General features: G+C 72.1%; 13 protein-coding genes. 7 read left to right on the top strand and 6 right to left on the bottom strand.

The genetic code is table 11. The features are described from left to right. Positions 1–5: 5 nt before the first annotated feature. Complete coding sequence (locus ABZY33_RS31775) at positions 6–548, top strand: hypothetical protein (protein ID WP_356495174.1); 543 nt, start codon at positions 6–8, stop codon at positions 546–548. 62 nt (positions 549–610) lie between these two features. Continuing rightward, complete coding sequence (locus ABZY33_RS31770; protein WP_356495173.1) at positions 611–2581, top strand: FUSC family protein; 1971 nt, start codon at positions 611–613, stop codon at positions 2579–2581. 76 nt (positions 2582–2657) lie between these two features. On the opposite strand, the gene snpA is transcribed toward ABZY33_RS31770, so the two are convergent. Then, complete coding sequence (gene snpA / locus ABZY33_RS31765; protein ID WP_356495188.1) at positions 2658–3332, bottom strand: snapalysin; 675 nt, start codon at positions 3330–3332, stop codon at positions 2658–2660. A gap of 186 nt (positions 3333–3518) precedes the next feature. Between snpA and ABZY33_RS31760 the strand changes: the two genes are divergently transcribed. From ABZY33_RS31760 to metG, 3 genes are all read left to right on the top strand, one after another. Beyond that, complete coding sequence (locus ABZY33_RS31760; RefSeq protein ID WP_356495172.1) at positions 3519–4508, top strand: LysR family transcriptional regulator; 990 nt, start codon at positions 3519–3521, stop codon at positions 4506–4508. Between the two features lie 312 nt (positions 4509–4820). After that, positions 4821–6851, top strand: a complete 2031-nt coding sequence (locus ABZY33_RS31755) for a VWA domain-containing protein (protein ID WP_356495171.1) — start codon at positions 4821–4823, stop codon at positions 6849–6851. Between the two features lie 163 nt (positions 6852–7014). Then, positions 7015–8745, top strand: a complete 1731-nt coding sequence (gene metG, locus ABZY33_RS31750; protein WP_356495170.1) for a methionine--tRNA ligase — start codon at positions 7015–7017, stop codon at positions 8743–8745. Between the two features lie 130 nt (positions 8746–8875). On the opposite strand, the gene aspS is transcribed toward metG, so the two are convergent. Beyond that, positions 8876–10645 carry an aspartate--tRNA ligase gene (gene aspS, locus ABZY33_RS31745; protein ID WP_356495169.1) on the bottom strand — a complete coding sequence of 590 codons (1770 nt, stop codon included), beginning with the start codon at positions 10643–10645 and terminating at the stop codon, positions 8876–8878. A gap of 136 nt (positions 10646–10781) precedes the next feature. Between aspS and ABZY33_RS31740 the strand changes: the two genes are divergently transcribed. After that, the gene (locus tag ABZY33_RS31740; RefSeq protein WP_356495168.1) at positions 10782–12977 is read left to right on the top strand and encodes a SpoIIE family protein phosphatase; all 2196 of its coding nucleotides are present in this window, start codon (positions 10782–10784) and stop codon (positions 12975–12977) included. Here ABZY33_RS31740 and ABZY33_RS31735 read toward each other — a convergent pair. The 4 genes from ABZY33_RS31735 to ABZY33_RS31720 form a co-directional block, all read right to left on the bottom strand. Further along, complete coding sequence (locus tag ABZY33_RS31735) at positions 12905–14002, bottom strand: AI-2E family transporter (RefSeq protein WP_356495167.1); 1098 nt, start codon at positions 14000–14002, stop codon at positions 12905–12907. The two genes, ABZY33_RS31740 and ABZY33_RS31735, sit on opposite strands and share 73 nt — an antisense overlap. Before the next feature lie 70 nt (positions 14003–14072). Further along, positions 14073–14669 (bottom strand): TlpA disulfide reductase family protein, encoded by a 597-nt coding sequence (locus ABZY33_RS31730; RefSeq protein WP_356495166.1) that lies wholly within the window; start codon positions 14667–14669, stop codon positions 14073–14075. An 86-nt stretch (positions 14670–14755) separates the two neighbouring features. Further along, positions 14756–15727, bottom strand: coding sequence for a pirin family protein (locus ABZY33_RS31725; protein WP_356495165.1), 972 nt, complete (start codon positions 15725–15727; stop codon positions 14756–14758). Positions 15728–15853: 126 nt separating this feature from the next. Beyond that, positions 15854–16321, bottom strand: coding sequence for an SseB family protein (locus ABZY33_RS31720; protein WP_356495164.1), 468 nt, complete (start codon positions 16319–16321; stop codon positions 15854–15856). A gap of 223 nt (positions 16322–16544) precedes the next feature. Here ABZY33_RS31720 and ABZY33_RS31715 point away from each other — a divergent pair, with 223 nt between their 5' ends. Beyond that, entirely contained in the window at positions 16545–18383 is a 1839-nt protein-coding gene (locus ABZY33_RS31715; protein WP_356495163.1) for an acyl-CoA dehydrogenase, read from the top strand. The last annotated feature ends 200 nt before the right edge of the window (positions 18384–18583 follow it).

The raw sequence follows: 18583 nt of genomic DNA, 5'->3' as shown, positions 1-18583 counted from the left end.
CCCCCATGAGCGAGTCCATTCCCCCGAACACCCCCGGCGGTGGCACGCCCCCGCACACGCCGCCCCCGACCCCCGACCCGGGCCCGGCCGCCGGATCGCGGGAGCGCCGGGACCGCACCGCCGCCCCCACCGCCGGTGACGGCCGCCACCACGGCTGGGCCACCGGCGGAGCCGTCTTCGCCGGTGTCCTGATGCTGGTCAGCGGCATCATCGGCATCCTCAACGGCATCACCGGCATCGCCAAGGACGACGTGTACGCCCGGCTCGGCGACTACACCTACTCCTTCAACCTCACCACGTGGGGCTGGATCCACCTGGTCCTCGGCATCCTCGTGGCCCTCACCGGCTGGGGCATCCTGAAGGGCGCCGACTGGGCACGCGGCGTGGGCATCGCGCTGACCGCGCTCTACATCATCGAGTACTTCCTGTTCCTGCCCTACGCGCCGGTCTGGTCGCTGATCTCCATCGGCATCGGCGTCTTCGTCATCTGGGCCCTGGCCTCCGAGCCGCACCGCGCTCCGAAGTCCGGCCCGGCCAAGCACGCCTGAACGACGCACCACGGATGCCCACCGCCCGGCCGGGCGGTGGGCATCCCTCGCATAATGACCCCATGCCGCCCCGCCTAGCACCGCCCGACTGGCTGGTCAGAACGCTCCGGCCGCAGCGCGCGCCCGTCCCCTGGGCGGCGGTGGCCCGCGCCGCACTCGCCCTCGCGGCCCCGCTCGCCGTGGGGCTCGCCGCGGACCGGCCCGGCTACGGCGCCCTCGCCGCGATGGGCGCCCTGTCCGGCGTCATCGGCGACACGGCGGACGCGTACCGCATGCGCGTCTTCAACATCGCCGTCCCCCAGCTCTTCGGCGCCGTCGGCGTCACCGTCGGCTCCCTCGTCCACGGGCAGGGCTGGCTCGCGGTCGCCGGGGTCACCGCCGTCGCCCTGGTCTCCGGGATGATCTCGTCGATCGGCGCGGTCGCCTCGGTCGCCGGACTGCTGCTCCTGCTCAACTGCGTGGTCGGCGCGGGCCTGCCGCTGCCCGGCGACTGGTGGCTCGCGCCGCTCCTGATGACCGGCGGCGGCGCCCTGGTCCTGCTCCTCGCACTGCTCGCCTGGCCGCTGCGCGGCGGGGTGCCCGAGCGGGCCGCGGTGGCCGCCACGTACCGCGGGGTCGCGCACCTCCTCGACGCCGCGGGCCAGGACGCGCGCGCGTACGCCGAGGCCCGGTTCGCCGTCACCCAGTCGCTGAACCTGGCCTACGACGTCGTCCTCGCCCGGCGCGCCCGCACCCACGGCCGCAGCCCCGAACTGGTGCGTCTGGTCAGCCAGTTGAACGCCGTCACGCCCGTCGTGGAGGCCGCGCCCGCCGTCCACGAGTGCGGGGTGCCGCTGCCGCCCGGGGTGCCGGACGCCGTGCGCGCCCTCGCCGACGACATCGCCGCGGGCCGGCCAGGACCGGGTACGCCACCGGCCCTGGCCGGCCCCGGCGGACCGGCCGCCCGCGCGCTCGACCACGCGGTGCGCCACGCCGCCGAGGTCGCGGCGCGCACCGGCGACGACGACTTCACCAACGTCGACGACCGGCTCGGCCACCCGGCCGCCTTGCGGGTCCGCGCCCGCCGCGGCGCCCGCAACGTCCTGCTCTCCGCCGCCTCCTGGCGCTACGGCCTGCGGCTCGCCCTGTGCATCGGCATCGCGCAGGCCCTCGTGTCGCTCGTGCCGGTGCCGCGCTCCTACTGGGTGGCGCTGACCATCACGTTCGTGATGAAGCCCGACTTCGGCTCGGTGTTCTCCCGGGCCGTACTGCGCGCGCTCGGCACCGCCGCCGGGCTCGTCGTGGCGGCGGCCGTGCTCGCGAAGGTACCGCTCGGCTGGTGGGACGTGCCGGTGATGATGGTGCTCGCGCCGCTCATCCCCGCCCTCACCCCGCGCGGCTACGCCTTCCAGACCGCGGCCATCACCCCGGTCATCCTGCTGCTCTCCGACATCCTCAACCACCAGGGCACCGCCCTGCTCGGACCCCGCCTCCTGGACAGCCTGATGGGGTGCGCCATCGCCCTGGTCGCGGGGTACCTGTTGTGGCCGGAGAGCTGGCACACCCGGGTCGGCGACCGGCTCGCCACCGCGGTCGCCGACACCGCGGCCTACCTGGAGTGCGCCTTCGGCGAGACGGCGGACCCGGCGGCCCGGGCCCGGATGCGGCGCCGCCTGTACCGGGACCTGTCGGTGATCCGCACCGAGTTCCAGCGGGCGCTCACGGAACCGCCGCCCACGGGGAGGCGGGCGGCGGCGTGGTGGCCCCTGGTCGTCGCGGTCGAACGCATCGTGGACGCCATGACCGCGGCGCGGGTGCGGGTCCGTCATGGGTCGCCTCCGCCCTCGTCGGCGGAGGTGACCCAAGTGGCCGGGCAGTTGCGGGAGTTGGCGCAGGGGTTGCGGGATTCCGTGGTGCTGGAGGAGGTGCGGGCCGATTTCGGGCCCGCCCGCACCCGGGACGGAGTCCTGGAGCAGGTCCGTCAGGAGGTGGCCGCCGCCCGGGCGATCGGGGTCCGTGAGGGGCCCTCCGGGGGATCGCCGGCCACCACGTAGGCGGGGGTTTCTCGCGCAGTTCATGAGGGCGCGCCCTACGCGGGGAACTGCGTGAGAAGCCCCGCCGGCCCGCGCCTTACTTGAGCGCGGCCTCGGCCTTCTGGAGCGCCTTGGCGAAGCCATTGGCCCAGAGCGAGTTGACCCGGGACTTCTCGTTGGCGTTCGGGTAGGGGTTGGTGCAGGACGTGCCCGGCCCGCCGCCCGACATCAGCTCGCTGCACGGACCCGAGTAGTGGTCCGGCAGCCCCAGCACGTGCCCGGTCTCGTGCGCGGTCACGCGCGTGGAGTTGTACTGCTGGTTCTGCGCGTAGTCGAGGAAGACGTAGCCGCGGCCGTGCCCGTCCGTCGACGCGTACGAGCCGCGCGCGTCGTTGCCCTCGCGGTACGAGAAGTTGCCGGTACCGGAGGTCGCCTGGAGCTTGACGTTCGTCACCGAGGAGTTCCAGATGGAGGTGCTGTTCGCTATCTGCTGCCGGAACGAGGGGGCACCCGAGGCGTTGTACGTGACGGTGACCTGCGCGGCGCCGGGGTGCGCGGCCCGCTTCTCGGCGACGGACTTCAGGACCGCCTGGAAGAACGCCTTGTTGCCGGCGGCCTCCGCGGCGGAGCCGGTGTAGTGGACGCGCGCCGTCGCGGTCGTCCCCTGCGGTTCCACCTGCGCGGTGGCGGGGGCGGCCGCGAGGGCCGTGACGGTGAGGCCCGCGCCGAACGCGCACGCGAGGAGACGGATGACTGTGGGGGGTTGTGTCATGGTCATGCGGATGAGTGTGGAGGCCCGCGGGGCGCCTGGGGATGATGGCATCTGGCGATAACCCGGGGTTATCACTCCCCGCCACCGGCCGCCCCGGGGACACCCGACGTGCATGAGGTGGAGGAGGTGTGTGTGGTTTCAGCGGCGTACTGGTGCCGCTTCCGTGTGGGTCCTACGCTCCCGCCCATGGAGCTGGACGTGCGGCACCTGCGCGCCCTGTGCGCGATCGAGGACACCGGCAGTCTGCACAAGGCCGCCCGGCACCTGGGCATGACCCAGCCCGCGCTCAGCACCCAGCTGCGCCGCCTGGAGGACTTCGTCGGCGGCCGCCTCTTCACCCGCGAACGCACCGGCTGCCGCCCCACCCCGCTCGGCCGCGTCCTGCTCACCCGCGCCCGGCCGCTCGTCGACGGCCTGCGCGACCTCGTCGACGAGACCCGCGCGGCCGCCGCCGCGACGGCGGACAGCACGGGCCGGCTGCGCATCGGGTCCACCGCGAGCCGCGCCCTGCCGGGGTGGCTGCGCCGGTTGCGGACCAATCCCGCGTTCCGGGACAGCGAACCGGCCCTGCGCGTCGACGTCTCCGCGCACGCGCTGCTGCGGCTGGTCGCCGAGGGCGGGCTCGACGTGGCGTTCGTGCACGAGGTGGAGGGCTGCCCGCTGCGGATGCCGCCGGGGCTGGCCTGCCGGGTCCTGGTCGAGCGCGAACCGCAGTTCGTCTCCCTCGCCTCGGACCATCCGGCGGCCCGGCGCAGCGTCGTGCGCCTGACCGACCTGGCCGAGGACCGGTGGATGGTCGACCCGACCGTGGACGGTGAATGGGACGGCCTGCTGCGCGCGTTGCGCTCCGCGGGTCTCAAGCCCCGTGTCCTGCACGGCGATTACCTCACCGCCGCGAACCTCGTCGCGACCGGTGAGGTCGTCGCCCTGTGCCAGCCCACGTCCCGCTCCCGCGCCGACCTGGCGATCCGGCCGCTGCACGGGGACCCGGTGGGCGTACGGCTGCTGCTCACGGCCCGTACCGAAGCGCTGCTGGAGGCGGTGCTGCCGGATCTGCGCGCCGCGTACCGGGAGGCCGCGCAGCAGGCGCCGGCCTATCGCGAACGACTCCGCCTCGCTCCCTTCCCGGACCTGCGGCCGCCCCAAGAGGGGGTAAGGGGGAGCACGTTCGCGTGAGCGGAGCCGGGCGCCGCCGACACCCGCCGGGGCGGATCGGCCGGACCCTTCCCAAGATCACGCTCCGCGGCGGCTAACCTTACGTGTCCGCCCTGGCCAGGGGTTCCAGGGACGTTCAGGGACCAACTCACGCGGAAGGTTGCGCACATGGGCATTCTGGATCTGCTCCGGAACGCGTTCGGGCGGTCCCGGAAGGGGGATGCGGAGGCCGCTGCCGCGGGGGAGCCGGAGAACACGCCCTCCGCGTCGACTGCGTCATCCGCGTCGTCCGCGTCGTCCGCGCCGGACGGGGGCTCGACGGACGCGCCGAAGGTGCCTGGTCCCTCGCGGGGCGAGGCCGACGATCTGGTGGCCGCGGCGTTCGACAACGTCGCCGTCCCGAAGCCGGGCCGCCCGGCCGACACGGGGGCGGAGACCGAAGCCGACATCCCGGCACAGTCCGAGGGCCCGGCTCGCGCCGAGGGCCCGGGCCAGGGCGACATTCCGGCGCAGGGTGAGGGTTCGGCTCGGGCCGAGGGTCCGGGGCAGGCCGAGGGTCCGGCTCGGGCCGGGAGCCCGGCGCAGGGCGAGGACTCGGGGCAGCCGACCGACATTCCGGCGCAGGCCGAGGGTCCTGCTCGGGCCGAGGGTCCGGCGCAGGGCGACATCCCGGCGCAGGGCAAGGACTCGGGGCAGCCGACCGACATTCCGGCGCAGGCCGAGGGGCCGGGTTTGGCTGATGTCGAGATTCCGGCTCAGGCGGACGCGGCGACGGCTGCCGAGGCGGAGAGCCCCGCGTCGGCGGACGTGCCCGGCGAGCCGGACGTCGCCGCCGAGGCCGGGGTTCCGGCCCAGGGGGAGGCGCCTGCCGCGGAGTCCACGCGGGCGGAGACCGCGCCCGAGGAGTCGGCGGAGCAGCCGCCCGCCACGAGCACGGCTTCGCCGAAGAGGCCGAGCGCCGAGGCCGCCGAGCAGGCCGCTGCGACGGAGACCCCGGGTACCGGGTCCGCCGAGCCGGCCGGGTCCAAGGCCGGCGGTGCCCCTGCGGCGCAGAAGCCTGTCGACGAGCCGGCCGGGACGAAGACGCCGGCCACCAAGGCTGCTGAGGCAAAGTCTCCGGGCGCGGAGACCCCCGCACAGGCCGAGGCGGAACCCAAGGCGGCGGCCAAGAAGACCGCAGCCAAGAGCAAGCCCAAGGCGGAGACCAAAGCACCCGCCAAGAAGGCCGCCGCCAAGAGCACGGCAGCCGACGCCGCGACGGAGTCCACCGCGGAAGCGGCATCGAAGGCACCCGGCGCCAAAACCACGGCCCCCGCCAAGAAGACCACCGCCAAGAGCAAGGCAGCCGACACCGAGGCCGCTGACACCGACGCCGACACCGACGCGGGGACCCCGGTCGACGCAGGCGCCCCGGCCAAGGCCACCCGCAAGGCCCCCGCCAAGAAAACCGCCGTCAAGAGCAAGGCGACCGCCGACACCGGCACCAAGGCCGGGGCCAAGACCCCTGCCAAGAAGGCGGCCACCCCGGCCAAGAGCAAGGCGGAAGCCAAGACTCCGGCGAAGAAGGCCACCTCCCCAGCCGAGACCCCGGCCAGGACGAAGGCCACCACGGCCAGGGCCGCCTCCGCCGAGGCCCCCGTCACGACGAAGACGCCCGCCGCCGAGGCCGCCGCAACCACACACCCCGTCGAGAAGGACGCCGCCCACGCCGAGGACACCGTCAAGGCTCGTACCCCGGGGCTCGTCGCCGCGTACAAGGCCGCCGGGGACGTCCTCGCCGCGCGGGGGCTGACCGGGGCCCGGGCCACGGTCTACCTCGTGCTGGACCGCTCCGGGTCCATGCGCCCGTACTACAAGGACGGCTCCGCGAACGCCCTGGCCGAGCAGACACTCGCCCTCGCCGCGCACCTGGACGGCCGCGCCACCCCGACCGTCCACACCGTGTTCTTCTCGACGGACATCGACGCCACCGGCGACCTCGCCCTGGACGACACGTACGAGGGCAAGATCGACGAGTGGCACGCGGCGGCGGGCCGGATGGGCCGCACCAGTTACCACCGCGCCGTCGAGGAGATCGTCGCGCACCACGAGAAGAGCGCGGACCCGGCCGCCCCGGCGCTGGTCGTCTTCCAGACCGACGGCCCGCCGGACACCCAGCGCCCGGCGACCGAGGCGCTGGCCGAGGCGGCGAGCCACCCGCTGTTCTTCCAGTTCGTCGCGTTCGGCGAGCACGACGCCAAGGGCTTCGACTACCTGCGCAAGCTGACGGCCGACAACGCCGCCTTCTTCCACGCGGGCCCCACCCCGCGCGAGCTGACCGACGCCGAACTCTACGAAGGCATCCTGGCGGCCTGGCGCCCGTAAGCCCCGACCCGCACACCTTCATAGGCAGCACCGCACCACCGTGGCCGTCCGCGCAGCGAAACTCCGCGCGGGCGGCCACGCCATGTCGGATACGATTTCCGGATCCCGCAGCCGAAACCGTCACTGCGCGCACGACACCGTCACGACCTGGGAGCAGCCCCCGATGGCTCGACACCTCATCACCAGCGCCCTTCCGTACATCAACGGGATCAAGCACCTGGGCAACATGGTGGGGTCCATGCTCCCGGCCGACGTGTACGCCCGCTACCTGCGCCGGCGCGGCCACGACGTGCTGTACATCTGCGCGACGGACGAGCACGGCACCCCGGCCGAGCTGGCCGCCAAGGAGCGGGGCCTGCCGGTCGCCGAGTTCTGCGCGCAGGCGCACGACGCGCAGAAGGCGATCTACGACGGCTTCGCGCTCGCCTTCGACCACTTCGGCCGCAGCTCCTCCCCGCAGAACGCGGAGCTGACCCAGCACTTCGCGCGCCGCCTGAACGAGAACGGGTTCATCGAGGAGCGGGCGATCCGCCAGGTGTACTCGCCCGCCGACGGCCGTTTCCTCCCGGACCGCTACGTCGAGGGCACCTGTCCGCACTGCGGCTACGACAAGGCCCGCGGTGACCAGTGCGAGAACTGCACCCGCGTCCTGGACCCCACGGACCTGATCGACCCCCGCAGCGCCATCTCCGGCTCCACCGAGCTGGAGGTCCGTGAGACCAAGCACCTCTTCCTGCTCCAGTCGAAGCTTCAGGGCGAGGTCGAGGCGTGGATCGACGAGGTCGCCGGAGAGTGGCCGCAGCTCTCCTCCTCCATCGCCCGCAAGTGGCTGACCGAGGGCCTGAACGACCGGGCGATCACCCGTGACCTGGAGTGGGGCGTCCCGGTCCCGGCCGACACCTGGCCGGAGCTGGCCGCCGAGGGCAAGGTCTTCTACGTCTGGTTCGACGCGCCGATCGAGTACATCGGCGCGACGAAGGAGTGGGCCGACCAGACGTCCGACGGGGAGACGCGCGACTGGAAGTCCTGGTGGTACGAGCCGGCCGGCGCCTCCGACGTGCGGTACACGCAGTTCATGGCCAAGGACAACGTGCCGTTCCACAGCGTCATGTTCCCCGCCACGGAGATGGGCGTACGGGAGCCGTGGAAGAAGGTCGACCAGCTGAAGGCGTTCAACTGGCTGACGTACTACGGCGGCAAGTTCTCCACCTCCCAGAAGCGCGGCGTCTTCACCGACCAGGCCCTGGAGATCCTCCCGGCGGACTACTGGCGCTACTTCCTCATCGCCAACGCCCCGGAGTCGGACGACTCGTCCTTCACCTGGGAGCACTTCACGGCGACGGTCAACAAGGACCTGGCCGACACCCTCGGCAACTTCGTCAACCGCGTCCTGTCCTTCTCCCGCAAGCGCTTCGGCGACGACGTCCCGGCGGGCGGGGAGCCCGGCGAGGCGGAGGCGAAGCTCGGCGGGCAGATCGCCGAACTGCTCGCCGAGTACGAGATCCAGATGGAGGCCCTCCAGTTCCGCAAGGCCGCCGCGGCGCTGCGCGCCCTGTGGTCCGCGGGCAACTCCTACCTGGAGGAGAAGGCCCCCTGGCTGGAGATCAAGACGGACAAGGACGGCGCCGCCCTCACGCTGCGGACGGCGATGAACCTGATCCACCTGTACGCGGTGGTCTCCGAGCCGTTCATCCCCGCGTCCGCCGCGGCGATGCGCTCCGCTTTCAGCCTCGCCGACGACACGCGTGAGTGGGTGAGCGCCGACGAGGCGAAGGCCCTCACGACGGTCCCCGCGGGCACCCCCTTCACCGTCCCGCCGGTCCTCTTCGCGAAGATCACCGACGAGGACCTGGAGTCCTACAAGGAGCGCTTCGGCGGCGAACCGACCGCCTGAAGGGCCCCGTAAGGGGCGCGGGGAACTGCGCGACCAGCCACGCACGAGCCGCGCCCGCCGAACCCGCACCAGGCCCCACGGCGAAAACGCGAACGGGCCCGGGGGTAAACCCCGGGCCCGTTCGAACCGCTCAACCCCGCGGAGCGACCGGCTTGCGCAGCTGGATGTTGAGCTCCCGCAGCCGCGCCTCGTCCAGCTCGCTGGGCGCGCCCATCATCAGGTCCTGCGCGTTGCCGTTCAGCGGGAAACCGATGGTCTCCCGGATGTTCGGCTCGTCGGCGAGGAGCATGACGATGCGGTCGACGCCCGGAGCGATCCCGCCGTGCGGCGGGGCGCCGAAGCGGAACGCGCGGAGCATGCCCGCGAACTCGGCCTCGACGGTGTCGCGGTCGTACCCGGCGATCTCGAACGCCTTGATCATGATCTCGGGCTCGTGGTTGCGGATCGCGCCGGAGGACAGCTCGATGCCGTTGCAGACGATGTCGTACTGCCAGGCGAGAATGTCCAGCGGGTCCTTCTCCTCCAGGTCCTGCATGCCGCCCTGCGGCATGGAGAACGGGTTGTGGGAGAAGTCGATCTTGCCGGTCTCCTCGTCCTTCTCGTACATCGGGAAGTCGACGATCCAGCAGAAGCGGAAGACGCCGTCCTCGAAGTGGCCGGCCCGCTTGGCGGCCTCGACGCGGACCGCGCTCATGATCCGGGAGACCTCGTCGAACTCACCCGCGCCGAAGAAGACGGCGTGGCCGGCGGTGAGGCCGAGCCGCTCGGTGAGGACCTTGGTGTTCTCCTCGGTGAGGAACTTCGCGATCGGGCCGGCGAACGAGCCGTCCTCGCCGACGCGGATCCAGGCCAGGCCCTTGGCGCCCTGCTCGACCGCGTAGTCACCGAGGCCGTCGAAGAACTTGCGGGACTGCGACGCGGTGTCCGGCACCGGAAGGGCGCGCACGTGCTTGCCCGCGAACGCCTTGAACTCCGAGTTCTCGAACACGTCGGTGATGTCGACGAGCTCCAGCTTGGCGCGCAGGTCCGGCTTGTCGTTGCCGTACTTCAGCATCGACTCGCGGAACGGGATGCGCGGGAAGGGGGACGTCACCTCGCGGCCGCCGCCGAACTCCGTGAAGAGTTCCGTCATGAGCTTCTCGATCGGGCGGAAGACGTCTTCCTGCTCGACGAAGCTCATCTCGATGTCGAGCTGGTAGAACTCGCCCGGCGAGCGGTCCGCACGCGCGTCCTCGTCGCGGAAGCACGGCGCGATCTGGAAGTAGCGGTCGAAGCCGGAGACCATCAGCAGCTGCTTGAACTGCTGCGGGGCCTGCGGCAGCGCGTAGAACTTGCCCGGGTTCAGGCGGGAGGGGACGACGAAGTCGCGAGCGCCCTCGGGGGAGGTCGCGGCGAGGATCGGCGTCGCCATCTCGTTGAAGCCGAGGGCGACCATCTTCGAGCGGATCGAGGCGATGACGGCGCTGCGCAGCATGATGTTGCGGTGCATGCGCTCGCGGCGCAGGTCCAGGAAGCGGTACTCCAGGCGGCGCTCCTCGCCGACCCCGTCGTCCTGGTTGATCTGGAACGGCAGCTGCTGGGCGGCGCCGAGCACCTCGACCTCGGCGGCCTCGATCTCGATCTCGCCGGTGGGCAGCTCCGGGTTGACGTTCTCCGCGCCGCGGGAGACGACCTTGCCGTCGACCCGGACCACCGTCTCCTTGGTCAGCTTGTCGAGGACCTCGGCGGCCTTCGTACCGGGCCGGGCGACGAGCTGCGTGATGCCGTAGTGGTCACGCAGATCGATGAAGAGGATGCCGCCCAGGTCTCGGCGATTGTGCAGCCAGCCGCTCAGCCGGACGTCGGCGTCGACGTCAGAGGCGCGGAGCTCGCCGCAGGTGTGGGACCTGTACCGATGCATCGTCGTTCATCCAGCCTTTGCGCTTGGGTTTCCCGGGGAGACGACCCGGATCCCCCCAAGCCTACCGGCCGCCCCGGCCCCGCTCGCCGAACCGTCTCGGTGGCCGTATGCGATCACCTCTTCTTAGAGTGGGGCCATGAGCACCGGTGAGCCCCTTCCTCCGGTGGAGGACGTCCTCGCCGCTCTCGCGACCGGCCTGTGGCGGTGGGACAACCGGGCGGGCCTCGTCACCTTCGACGTGGAGGCCGCCCGGCTCATCGGGCTGCCCTCGCCGGACGGGGAGCCGGTCACGCTGTCGGAGTCCGGGGTCCGGGCCCGCTTCCACCCCGTCGACTGGAACGAGATCGACGGCGTCGTCCAGCTCGCCGTCGCCGAAGGCACCGTGGCTGAGGCCCGGCTGCGGATCATGGACGAGCGCGGCCGCGTCATCCGTACCGTGCGCAGCCGCTCCAAGCCCGTCCTGCACGGCGACAGCCCCGACTCCTACGAGCTGATCGGCACCCTCCAGGAGGTCTCCGAGCCGCCGCCGGGCGCCGCCTCCCGCACCCCGGTGACCGGCGACTGGCGCCGCTCGCGCGAGGCGTTCCTGCTGGACGCCGGGCGGGCGCTGGCCGAGGCCGGGTCGACGGAGGAGGTGCTGCGGGTCGCCGCCGGCCTGTCGATGCCGGGCTTCTCCCCGGAGGGGCTCGCCGTCTTCGGCGTCGCGGGCGACCGGCTCGTCGTCATCGGCCACCACGGGCACCAGGCCGGCTCCGAGGGCCCCTTCACCGACATGGAACTGGCCACGGACTACCCCGCGGCCGAGGTCTGCCGCACCGGGCGCGCGGTGTACCTGTCGTCGCCGCAGGAGTACCACCGCCGCTACCCGGCGGCCTGGCCGCTGGCCGCCCGCTTCCACCGGCAGTCGTGGGCGTTCCTGCCCCTGATCGTCGCGGGCCGCACGATCGGGGCCTGGATGGCGGGCTTCGCCTACCCCGTCTCCTTCACCCCCGACGAGCGCTCGGTCCTGACGACGGTCGCGCGGATGCTGGCGCAGGCCCTGTCGCGGGCCGGGGTCGCGGAGTCGGAGCGGGAGCTGACGGACGGGCTCCAGAAGTCGATGCTGCCCACGCTCGGCCCCGCGATCCCCGGCATGGGCATCGCGGCCCGCTACGTGCCGACCGGCGGCGGCCTCCAGGTCGGCGGCGACTGGTACGACATCATCCCGCTGCCGGGCGGCCCCGCCCGGACCGGAGCGGGCGGCGGCCGCATCGCCCTGGTCATCGGTGACGTGCAGGGGCACGACGTGCGCGCGGCCGGTCTGATGGGCCAGCTGCGCATCGCCCTGCGCGCCTACGCCGCCGAGGGGCACCGCCCCGACGCCGTCCTCTCCCGCGCCTCGCGCTTCCTGCACGGCGTCGGTGACACCGTGCACGGCGGCGACTCGGCGGACGCCCGCTTCGCGACCTGCCTGTACGTGGAGGCCGACCCGGCGACCGGGATCCTGGAGATCGCCCGGGCCGGCCACCCCGACCCGGCCATCCGGCTGGCGGACGGCACGGTGATGATGCGGCCCACGGCCGGCGGGCTGCCGCTCGGCATCGACCCGGACGCCGACTACCCGACGACCCGGCTCGTCCTGGAGCCCGGCGAGACGCTGCTGCTGTGCACCGACGGACTGATCGAGACGGGCGGGCACGACCTCGACACCGGGTGGGCCCGGGTCCGTACGACGCTGGAGAACGGCCCGGCCGAAGATCTGGAGGAACTGGCCGACGCCCTCGTCCAGGCGGTGCACGGACCCACCTCGCACTACACGACCGGCCCGCTCGCCGACCGCCGCGAGGACGACACGGCGCTGCTCCTGCTGCGGCGCACCCTGCCGGTGAACGGTCCGGCCACCGCCCGGCGCACCGCCATGACCATCGCGCAGGCCGAGCCGGAGCGGATCGCGGCCGCCCGCCAGCAGCTGCGGGAGCTGCTGCACGACTGGGCCGACGACGACCAGGTCGACTCCGCCGTACTGCTCGTCTCCGAGATGGCCACGAACGTGCTGGTGCACACCGATGGCGACGCGCTGATGGTCGCCGAGGTCACTCAGGGCGCCGAGGGCCCGCGCCGGCTGCGGGTGGAGGTCGCCGACGCCTCGGACGACCTGCCGCACAAGCGCCGGCCCGGTGAGCTGGCCTCGTCGGGGCGCGGGCTCGTCCTCATGGAGCTGCTCGCCCAGCGCTGGGGCGTCGACCCGCAGGGGGAGGGCAAGTGCATCTGGTTCGAGCTCTACGAGCCGTCCGCCGCCGGGGAGGAGGACCCGGCCGCTGTTTCACGTGAAACAGCGCCCCCGTCGCCGTAGCGGGCTCGCAGCTCGCTCAGGATGCCGAACGCGGCCGCCGTCAGCGGCACCGCGAGGAGCATCCCGATGATGCCGGCGACGGAGGCGCCACCGGTGATGGCGAGCAGCACCACGGCCGGGTGCATCTGCACCGTGCGGGACTGGATCATCGGCTGGAGGACGTGCCCTTCGAGTACCTGCACGGCGAGGACGACGCCCAGCGCCCACAGGGCGATGACGAAGCCCCGGTCGGCGAGGGCCACGAGCACGGAGACCGCGCCGGAGATGAAGGCCCCCAGGTAGGGGATGTAGGCGCCGACGAAGACCAGCGCCGCGAGGCCCACCGCGCCGGGCACGCGCAGGATGAGCAGTCCGACGCCGATGCAGGTCGCGTCGATGAGGGCGATGAGCGTGGTGCCGCGCATGAACCCGGCGATCGAGTGGAAGGACCGGCGGGCGATGGCCTCCAGCGTCTCGCCGTTGGCGGGGGCGGCCTGGCGCAGCGCCGTGCGGAAGCGCTCGGCGTCGCGCAGGAAGAAGAAGCAGAGCAGCAGCGCGAGCACGGCCATGGCCACGATCTCGCCGACGACGCTGAGCCCGCTGAGTACCCCGGACGCCGCGCTGCCGCCGTACTTCTTGAGCAGGTCCTGGCCGCTGTCGGCGAGGTGGTCGAGGTCGAGCGCCCCGGTCCCGAACCGGTCGGAGAGGTCGGTGGCGGCCTGTTTCACCGAGGCCACGATCTGGTCCCCGGTGTCGATGAGCGCCGCGACGACGATGTACCCGGCGCCGCCGACGACGATCAGGATGAGCGCGCAGGTCAGGCCGGCGGCGAGGGAGCGCTGCACCTTGGCGCGGCGCAGGGCGAGGTAGACGGGGCGCAGCAGGGCGGTGCCGAGCAGGGCGAGCAGGAGGGGGACCACGGCGGTCTCCAGCTCGACGCAGAGCCGGATCCCCACCCAGGCGACGCCCGCGACCAGCAGGGCCACCGCGCACCAGGCGGCGACGCGGCGGGCGGGTTCGGGCAGGAGCTGCTGACGGGTCGGCACCCACCCAGACGATCATGCGCCGGCGCCCGCCACCTGCCCGGCGGGTCCGGCCGGGTGACGCCTTGACCGGTTACTTCTCGCTGATGAGCGGGTCGAGCATCTTGTGCAGCTTCGTGTCGTCGACGGCGCCGAACTCACGGGCGGCGATCTTGCCCTCCCGGTCCAGGACGACCGTGGCGGGGATGCCCTGGAGGCTCACCGTGCCCTTGGGGAATCCGGCGAGCAGCAGCTTGCCGGCCGGGTCGTACAGGCTGGGGTAGGAGATGCCGAACTCGTCCTCGAACGCCTTCGGCTGGACCTTGCCGTTGTCGCGGGCGTTGATGCCGACGAACTGGACGCCCTTGCTCTTGGTGCTCTTGGCGACCTTGTTGAGGTAGGGGGCCTCGGCCCGGCAGGGCGGGCACCAGGAGCCCCACAGGTTGATGACGACGACCTTGCCCTTGTAGTCGGCGACGTCGAGCTGCTTGCCCTGGAGGGTCTCGCCCTTGAGCCGGCCGACCGGCTTCCGCTCGCCCTTGGCGACCGTCGAGATGCCGTCCTTGCCCGTCACGTAGTTCGTCTCGCCGCCGCCCCCGGACGTACCGCTGCCACAGGCCGACAGGGAGAGTGCGCCGAGGCCGGCCATCGCGATCATCACGCAGGTACGAGTGACGGGTTTGAGAACCATGCCCCGAGTTTCCCACGCCCGGACAGCGACGCCGGGCCCGGGTCCCCCGTGGGCGGGGACCCGGGCCCGGCGGTCTCGCGGCGCTGTCACATGCCGCCCGCGGACATCCCGTGCACGGCCGGGACGGTGCCCAGGCGTCCCGCCTGGAAGTCGTCGAAGGCCTGCTGCAGTTCGTCCTTGGTGTTCATCACGAACGGGCCGTAGTGCGCCATCGGCTCCCGGATCGGCTGCCCGCCGAGGATCACGACCTCCAGGTCCGGGGTGTTCGCGTCCTGCTTCTCGTCCGCCCGCACGGTCAGCGACGACCCCGCGCCGAAGACCGCCGTCTGCCCCGTGTGGACCGGGCGCCGCTCGGTGCCGACGGAGCCGCGGCCCGCGAGCACGTAGACGAGGCCGTTGTACTCCTCGCGCCAGGGCAGCGTCGCCTCGGCGCCGGGCCGCACGGTGGCGTGCACCATCGTGATCGGCGTGTGCGTGATGCCGGGGCCCTCGTGGCCGTCGAACTCACCGGCGATGACCCGCAGCAGCGCGCCGCCGTCGGCCGTGGTGAGCAGCTTGACCTGGCCGCCGCGGATGTCCTGGTAGCGCGGGTCCTTCATCTTGTCCTTGGCAGGCAGGTTCACCCACAGCTGGAGGCCGTGGAAGAGGCCGCCGGACATGACGAGGGACTCCGGCGGCGCCTCGATGTGCAGCAGGCCGGAGCCCGCCGTCATCCACTGGGTGTCGCCGTTGGTGATGGTGCCGCCACCGCCGTTCGAGTCCTGGTGGATGAAGGTGCCGTCGATGATGTAGGTCACGGTCTCGAAGCCGCGGTGCGGGTGCCAGGGGGTCCCCTTCGGCTCGCCCGGCGCGTACTCCACCTCGCCCATCTGGTCCATCATGATGAACGGGTCGAGGTGGCGGTAGTTGATCCCGGCGAAGGCGCGGCGGACCGGGAAGCCCTCGCCCTCGAAGCCGCCGGGCGCGGTCGTCACGGTGAGCACGGGTCGGGCCGCGGCCTGTGCCGGCGCGGCCACGCGGGGCAGGGTCAGCGGGTTCTCGACGGTCACAGCGGGCATTGGGGGCCTCCTTGGCGTCCTCGTGCCTCGACTTTAGTTGAACGTAGAACTTTCTGCCACCCGGAACGCCGGACGCCCGGAGGGAATTCCCTCCGGGCGTCCGGTCCTGCCGATGAGCGGCGCGGGTCAGCCGTACATGCGGCGCATCGCGAAGTCGACCATCTGCTCGACCGCCTTGGCGTCGAAGACCATCCGGTGCTCGCCCTCCATGTCGAGGACGAAGCCGTACCCGGTCGGCAGCAGGTCGATCACCTCCGCCCCGGTGATGACGAAGTACTTGGACTCCTTGCCGGCGTACCGGCGCAGCTCCTTGAGCGTGGTGAACATCGGGATCACCGGCTGCTGGGTGTTGTGCAGCGCGAGGAAGCCCGGGGTGTCGCCGCGCGGGCAGTAGACCTTCGAGGAGGCGAAGATCTGCTGGAAGTCCTCGGCCGCCATCGAGCCGGTGGTGAAGGCGCGGACCGCGTCGGCGAGCGAGGGCGGCGACGGCTCCGGGTACAGCGGCGGCGCCTGCTGCCCGTACCCGCCCTGCTGCGGCGGCGCGTACTGCTGCCCGGCAGCGGCTCCCCCGGCGTGCTGCTCGTATCCGTACATGGGGCAAAGCCTACCTAGGGCCGGGGGACCGCCGGGCCGGGCGGCGGAACCAGCCACTTGAGGCTCGTTCGTCACAGTTACCGCGCCAGGGGTTGCGTCTTATTACCGACGGGTAGCATCCTGGTGATTACTAGTTGGTACGCGTACGAGGACGATCCCGGAGCCCGAGACGAACGGGCCCCCGCAGCGGGTCTACCTCCCAAGCCTTTACGGAGCCGTCGCCATGGGGCACTACAAGTCGAATCTCCGCGACATCGAGTTCAACCTCTTCGAGGTGCTCGACCGCGACAAGCTGTACGGCACGGGCCCGTTCGGGGAGATGGACGTCGACACCGCCAAGAGCATCCTCGAAGAGGTCGCCCGCCTCTCCGAGAACGACCTGGCCGAGTCCTTCGCGGACGCCGACCGCAACCCGCCGGTCTTCGACCCCGAGACCAACACGGCGCCGGTCCCGGCCAGCTTCAAGAAGTCCTACCAGTCCTTCATGGACGCCGAGTACTGGCGCCTGGGCCTGCCCGAGGAGATCGGCGGCACCACCGCGCCGCGCTCCCTGATCTGGGCCCACGCCGAGCTGATCCTGGGCGCCAACCCGGCGGTCTGGATGTACTCCTCCGGCCCCGCGTTCGCCGGCATCCTCTTCGAGGAGGGCAACGAGGCGCAGAAGAAGGTCGCCGAGATCGCCGTCGAGAAGCAGTGGGGCTCGACGATGGTGCTGACCGAGCCGGACGCCGGCTCCGACGTCGGCGCCGGCCGCACGAAGGCCGTCCAGCAGTCCGACGGCACCTGGCACATCGAGGGCGTGAAGCGGTTCATCACCTCCGGCGAGCACGACATGTCGGAGAACATCCTCCACTACGTCCTCGCCCGCCCCGAGGGCCACGGCCCCGGCACGAAGGGCCTCTCGCTCTTCCTGGTCCCGAAGTTCGAGTTCGACTGGGAGACCGGCGAGCTGGGCGAGCGCAACGGCGTCTACGCGACCAACGTCGAGCACAAGATGGGCCTCAAGGCCTCCAACACCTGCGAGATGACCTTCGGCGACAAGCACCCCGCCAAGGGCTGGCTGATCGGCGACAAGCACGACGGCATCCGCCAGATGTTCCGCATCATCGAGTTCGCCCGCATGATGGTCGGCACGAAGGCGATCTCCACGCTGTCGACCGGTTACCTGAACGCGCTGGAGTACGCCAAGGAGCGCGTCCAGGGCCCCGACCTCGCCAAGTTCATGGACAAGACGGCGCCCAAGGTCACCATCACGCACCACCCGGACGTCCGCCGCTCGCTGCTCACGCAGAAGGCGTACGCGGAGGGCATGCGCTCGCTGGTGCTCTACACCGCCTCCGTCCAGGACGCGATCCAGGTCAAGGAGGCCGCGGGCGAGGACGCCTCGACCGAGCACGCGCTGAACGACCTGCTGCTGCCCATCGTCAAGGGCTACGGCTCCGAGAAGGGCTACGAGCAGCTCGCGCAGTCCCTCCAGACGTTCGGCGGCTCCGGGTTCCTCCAGGAGTACCCGATCGAGCAGTACATCCGTGACTCGAAGATCGACACGCTCTACGAGGGCACGACGGCCATCCAGGGCCAGGACTTCTTCTTCCGCAAGATCGTCCGCAACCAGGGCGCCGCGCTGAACGGCCTCGCCGAGGAGATCAAGAAGTTCCTCGCGGTCGAGACGGGCGGCGACGAGCTGGGTGCCGCCCGTGAGTCGCTGGCCAAGGCGGCCGTCGAGCTGGAGGCCATCGTCGGCGTCATGCTCACGGATCTGGCCGCCACGGAGCAGGACGTCAAGGCCATCTACAAGGTCGGCCTCAACACGACGCGGCTGCTCATGGCCTCCGGTGACGTGGTCGTCGGCTACCTGCTGCTCAAGGGCGCGGCCGTCGCCGCGGAGAAGCTCGCGGCGGGGGCCTCCGGCAAGGACGTGCCGTTCTACCAGGGCAAGATCGCGGCGGCCAAGTTCTTCGCGGCGAATGTGCTGCCGGGGGTCATCGGGGCGCGGAAGCTGGCGCAGGCGACGAGTGAGTCCGGGCTGGATGTCATGGAGCTGGACGAGGCGGCGTTCTAGGCCCCGCCGAGCGGATGCCTTTTCGTCCGCCGCCCGGTGCGGGCTGATCGCGCGGTTCCCCGCGCCCCTGGGCAGTTCTTCGTCCGCCGCCCGGTAGGGGCTGGGCGCGCAGTTCCCCGCGCCCCTGGAGCATGCGGCTTCGCCGCAGCCCCATGGGCCCGATGAGATGGCGCACGCAGTGCGCATCTCAGGGGCGCGGG

The organism is Streptomyces sp. NPDC006552 (assembly GCF_040611655.1).
Taxonomy (GTDB): Bacteria; Actinomycetota; Actinomycetes; order Streptomycetales; family Streptomycetaceae; genus Streptomyces.
Note: the sequence above shows the minus strand (reverse complement) of the source record. Positions and strands in the feature narration are given on the sequence as shown.

Coding starts and splice junctions, on each gene's coding strand:
- ABZY33_RS31725 (WP_356495165.1), bottom strand. CDS start 15,727: ATGCCCGCTGTGACCGTCGAGAACCCGCTGACCCTGCCCCGCGTGGCC.
- metG (WP_356495170.1), top strand. CDS start 7,015: ATGGCTCGACACCTCATCACCAGCGCCCTTCCGTACATCAACGGGATC.
- aspS (WP_356495169.1), bottom strand. CDS start 10,645: ATGCATCGGTACAGGTCCCACACCTGCGGCGAGCTCCGCGCCTCTGAC.
- ABZY33_RS31760 (WP_356495172.1), top strand. CDS start 3,519: ATGGAGCTGGACGTGCGGCACCTGCGCGCCCTGTGCGCGATCGAGGAC.
- ABZY33_RS31715 (WP_356495163.1), top strand. CDS start 16,545: ATGGGGCACTACAAGTCGAATCTCCGCGACATCGAGTTCAACCTCTTC.
- snpA (WP_356495188.1), bottom strand. CDS start 3,332: ATGACACAACCCCCCACAGTCATCCGTCTCCTCGCGTGCGCGTTCGGC.
- ABZY33_RS31730 (WP_356495166.1), bottom strand. CDS start 14,669: ATGGTTCTCAAACCCGTCACTCGTACCTGCGTGATGATCGCGATGGCC.
- ABZY33_RS31775 (WP_356495174.1), top strand. CDS start 6: ATGAGCGAGTCCATTCCCCCGAACACCCCCGGCGGTGGCACGCCCCCG.
- ABZY33_RS31770 (WP_356495173.1), top strand. CDS start 611: ATGCCGCCCCGCCTAGCACCGCCCGACTGGCTGGTCAGAACGCTCCGG.
- ABZY33_RS31740 (WP_356495168.1), top strand. CDS start 10,782: ATGAGCACCGGTGAGCCCCTTCCTCCGGTGGAGGACGTCCTCGCCGCT.
- ABZY33_RS31720 (WP_356495164.1), bottom strand. CDS start 16,321: ATGTACGGATACGAGCAGCACGCCGGGGGAGCCGCTGCCGGGCAGCAG.